Genomic DNA, 4,333 nt, shown 5'->3' on the forward strand with positions numbered 1-4,333 from the left:
GGCTACGGCTATTATGCGGGCACCAAGGGGAATATTGGCCCCCCGCAGGTGTTTGGGAAATCCGGAACCGTCCCATCGTTCGTGATGATATACAATATACGGGATGATGTCCTGGCAGCAGGGGATATTTTCTATCATGTTACCGCCTGCTGCGGCATGGCGTTTATACATTGCTTTTTCGCTGCGGTTCAGATAGGGGATTTTAGCCAGCAGGGTATTTGATACAAACAATAGTCCCACATCATGAAGCAAAGCAGCATGTTTTATCTGCTCAATTTCACTCTTTGGCAGAGCTAATTTGGCCGCTACACTGACGCTGTAATTGGCAACTTGCAGAGAATGCATGTACAGCCTATGGCTTTTTAGTTGTATAAACTGCAACAAATCAGCGGTAATGGCGTCTAGAGATTCTCTTTCTTCAGACCCGATGCCGGCTGATTGGTTAAGTGACATCATAAACATAGAGACAAACCCTTCCGTAAAACTTATTTCTTTCTATTCTGATAGCTGCGTATACGCCGGGAACGTTTAGGATGGCGGAGAATAGAAAACATCTTGGCGCTGGTACGCTTGATGCGTGCGCCTGTATTTTTCATTCTTCGTACCGTTGTAATCTTGCTTTTGCGTTTCGGACGCATGTCCCGGATAGAACCAAAATCACCACGGCGGATACTTGTCGCTTTGATGCGGTCTGATTTTAAGATAATTTTCAGGGCACTCATGATTTTACTTGCCTGAAGATCCGTATTAAAGCTATAGATATCGACTGCGGCATAAGAAAGATCAGGATAGGTATGTATGCAAAGATGTGCATTGCCGGAAACGGCAATGCAGGTCAGTTCATTATCGAGATGATAGAAACTCGCCCCATCTAACGTGGCACCTACGAGCTCGAAAGCGCGTTCAACTAAAGGCTGTAAATCTTCAGGATCTGTAAATACAGCCTTACAATTATAAAAGTCAATCAGTAAATGTTTTCCTAATGTATTGTTCATAGAATCCACCCATCGTTTAGTTACAGTTCATTATATAATTTTTTATCTTCCTTGTAAACGTGATTTCTGAATCCGTAAGCTATTTGTAAAACTATACTCATTTTATATGCTGAAATCGGAAAAAGGATTTGACAATACCATTATTGACGTTCTTGACGAAAAAAGGCTGCCGCACGTCAGAGCGTGTGGCAGTCTTTTACAATCAGTTTCCTAATTTCCATGTATTTTCTAAAACACGGAAGTGGAGGTCATGCCATTTTTTATTCAGGTCTTCCATTGATTCATACGTCGAATAGAGAAGATTATTATGTTTCTGGCTGGCTTGTTCCAATTGGGTGAGCCGGGTCTGCTGTGTATGCACTTCTTCTTTCAGAAGAGCTACTTCATACTGTAAAGCCGCGATCCAGAAAAACTGGATTACCACTAATATCACAGCGGCTGTCAGAGACAGAACCAGACATTTTTCCAGTCCGGACAAAGCCTGGTAACGCGTTTTCAATATACGCTTTTGCCGGTCATATTCTTCTTCCGGACGGACATCCTTATGGTCAGTATCTGACTGTGATAGCGATATGATGCGGCGTTTTAGCGAACTGGGCAGACTCAAAATGGCACACCTTCCTGCTTAGTATGGTTATATTCATCAGATATTCGATATGGTACGTGTCTTATTGCGGACAAAATCGAGCCACAGCTGGGCGGCATGAGACAGGTAGTGGCCGCGTTTCCAGATGACATAGAGAACGTGCATGATTTCTGGTTCAACGAGAGGACGTACGACGACCTGCTCTGCTACGCGGGGATTCGATTCTTTATTCGGGCAGATGCGGCTGGGCAGGAGTGCCACACCCAGGTTGGCGACGACCGTCTGGATCATCAGGTCGCGCTGGCTGGTTTCGAAAACGATTTTTGGCTGAAAGCCGATTTTTTTGCAGTCCTGGATGATTTCATCATGGAGATTGAAATCGTCACGGTACAGTACGAGCGATTCATTGGCCAGCTTCTTCAAGGGAATTGTTTTTTCTTTGGAGAGGATATTGTCTCTGTGGATGATTACGTTCATCGGATCCTGGGTCAGGAAGAAAGATTCGAAATCTTTTTCTTTCGGCTGGGTGCAGATAATACCCAGGTCAATCAATCCTTCCTGGACACTGATTTCTACTTTCTTGGAGCCGTGTTCATATAAATCCAGTTCAATCTGGGGGTATTCCTGTTTGAACGCACCGAGAAGATTGGCGAAAATCGGGGCGCCCGTAATAGGAGGCAGGCCGATAAGGACAGTACCTTGTTCCAGTTTGAACTCATTTTCAAAATCGGTCTTCAAATGTTCAAACATGAAGACGACCCGCTTGGCATGGGAAAGGAATATGGTACCCGCATCGGTCAGTTCAACGGCTTTTGCGTTACGCATAAAGAGTACGACGCCTAATTCTTCTTCCAGTGCCTTGATTGTGCGGCTGATAGCCGACTGGGAGATGTGCAGTGTGCGTGCAGCTTTGCTGAAAGATTTTTTGTCAGCTACTTCGACAAAATATTTGAGATGATGAAAGTCCATAGTCTTACCTCCTGTTAATGAACACTGAAAGAGTATATGTTTACATATAGGAACATGAGAATATTAAAAATAGCATACGTTTTAGTATTGAATTGTAAAGGTCAAAAGCCTATAATTACGTTGTAAGGAAAAGTTACAAGTACGTTCGGCATACAATGACTAAAGAGAAAAGGTCAGCAATCAGATTGCTTTGCATATGTGTAATACTACATTTATAGTATTACACAATTGGAATAATAGCAATACTTTTTGAAGAATCTTTATAACTTTTTTATATGATTTGTTTATTTTTGTGCCATAAATACGCCAATGTATACAGAATACATTGCAAAAGAAGCATAGACAAATCAAAATGGTTCTTCTTCCTTTTCGCTACGACATGTATGTTATTTATGGGTCGTACTAAACTTTGCTTGTCAATGTAAGATACACATGCTGCTGCTATAATTAATGTATCTTATATTGGTTTATACATCTATATTTTTATTAAGGAGCGTGTATTATCTATGAGTAAGTTCAAAACCATGGATGGCAATGAAGCTGCTGCATGGGTCTCCTATGCATTTACTGAAGTTGCCGCAATTTATCCTATCACGCCGTCTTCGCCTATGGCTGAACACGTCGATGATTGGTCCGCTGCCGGTCAGAAGAACCTTTTCGGTAACACCGTAAAAGTTATTGAAATGGAATCTGAAGCTGGTGCGGCTGGTGCGTTCCACGGTTCTTTACAGGCTGGCGCTTTGACAACAACGTATACGGCTTCCCAGGGCTTTTTGCTCATGATTCCGAATATGTACAAAGTTGCCGGTGAATTACTCCCTGGTGTATTCCACGTAGCTGCCCGTGCTCTGGCTAACCATGCACTGAGCATTTTCGGCGATCATCAGGACGTTATGTCTGCCCGTGCTACTGGCTGCTGTCTCTTGGCTGAATCCAATGTCCAGGAAGTCATGGATCTTGGCGGCGTCGCTCACCTGGCAGCTCTGAAAGGCTCGCTTCCGTTCATCAATTTCTTTGATGGTTTCCGTACATCTCATGAAATTCAGAAAGTTGAAGTTATGGATTATGATAACTTCAAAAAACTGATTGACTGGGATGCTGTCAAAGCTTTCCGCAAACGTGCCCTGAATCCGGATAAACCGGAAATCCGCGGCACTGCAGAAAACCCGGATGTATACTTCCAGCACACTGAAGCCAGCAACCGCTTCTACGATGCTATGCCGGATATCGTTGCTGACTACATGGCTAAGATTTCCGAAATCACTGGCCGTACGTACAAACCGTTTAACTACTACGGCGCAGAAGATGCAGAATCGATTATCGTTTCCATGGGTTCTCTCTCTGACGTAGTTAAACAGGCTGTTGATTATCTGAACAGCAAAGGCGAAAAAGTTGGCGCTATCAATGTCCATCTGTATCGTCCGTTCTCTGCTAAATATCTGTCTGCTGTACTGCCGAAGACCGTTAAAAAGATTGCTGTCATCGACCGTACAAAAGAACCGGGATCCCTTGGCGAACCGCTGTATCTGGATATTGTTGACTTTGTTAAAGAACAGGGCCTCGATATCGATGTCATCGGTGGCCGTGCCGGTCTTGGCTCCAAAGACGTTGTTCCGGAAGATATCCTCCCCGTATTCGAAGAAGTCAAGAAAGAACATCCGCTCAATGGCTTCACAATCGGTATCGTTGATGATGTAACCAACCTTTCCCTGCCGCGTGCTCCGAAGATGCCGCTCAACACGGAAGGCCTTACATCCTGCAAATTCTGGGGCTTCGGTTCCGA

Annotated in this window: 4 protein-coding genes and 1 pseudogene; 1 reads left to right on the forward strand and 4 read right to left on the reverse strand. The window is 44.0% G+C overall.

Annotated elements, in window-relative coordinates; all coding sequences use genetic code 11:
* The 4 genes from DBO31_RS05955 to DBO31_RS05970 all read right to left on the reverse strand — a co-directional run.
* The coding region (locus tag DBO31_RS05955) for an HD-GYP domain-containing protein (RefSeq protein WP_150824685.1) at positions 1-462 on the reverse strand (462 nt) is incomplete at its 3' end.
* Positions 463-485: 23 nt separating this feature from the next.
* On the reverse strand, positions 486-995 hold the full coding sequence (locus tag DBO31_RS05960) for an S-adenosylmethionine decarboxylase family protein (RefSeq protein WP_059076874.1): 510 nt from the start codon (positions 993-995) through the stop codon (positions 486-488).
* Between the two features lie 202 nt (positions 996-1,197).
* On the reverse strand, positions 1,198-1,602 hold the full coding sequence (locus tag DBO31_RS05965) for a hypothetical protein (protein ID WP_059076875.1): 405 nt from the start codon (positions 1,600-1,602) through the stop codon (positions 1,198-1,200).
* A 36-nt stretch (positions 1,603-1,638) separates the two neighbouring features.
* Positions 1,639-2,550 (reverse strand): LysR family transcriptional regulator, encoded by a 912-nt coding sequence (locus DBO31_RS05970; protein ID WP_059076876.1) that lies wholly within the window; start codon positions 2,548-2,550, stop codon positions 1,639-1,641.
* Positions 2,551-3,056: 506 nt separating this feature from the next.
* On the opposite strand from DBO31_RS05970, the pseudogene DBO31_RS05975 reads away from it, so the two are divergent.
* A pseudogene (locus DBO31_RS05975) lies at positions 3,057-4,333 on the forward strand (pyruvate:ferredoxin (flavodoxin) oxidoreductase); the annotation flags it as partial.

The sequence above is a fragment of the Megasphaera sp. DJF_B143 genome (assembly GCF_900320625.1).
Classification (GTDB): domain Bacteria; phylum Bacillota; class Negativicutes; order Veillonellales; family Megasphaeraceae; genus Megasphaera; species Megasphaera hexanoica.

Excerpts from the sequence above, each read along its gene's own strand:
- DBO31_RS05960 (WP_059076874.1), bottom strand. The coding sequence starts at position 995 with ATGAACAATACATTAGGAAAACATTTACTGATTGACTTTTATAATTGT.
- DBO31_RS05970 (WP_059076876.1), bottom strand. The coding sequence starts at position 2,550 with ATGGACTTTCATCATCTCAAATATTTTGTCGAAGTAGCTGACAAAAAA.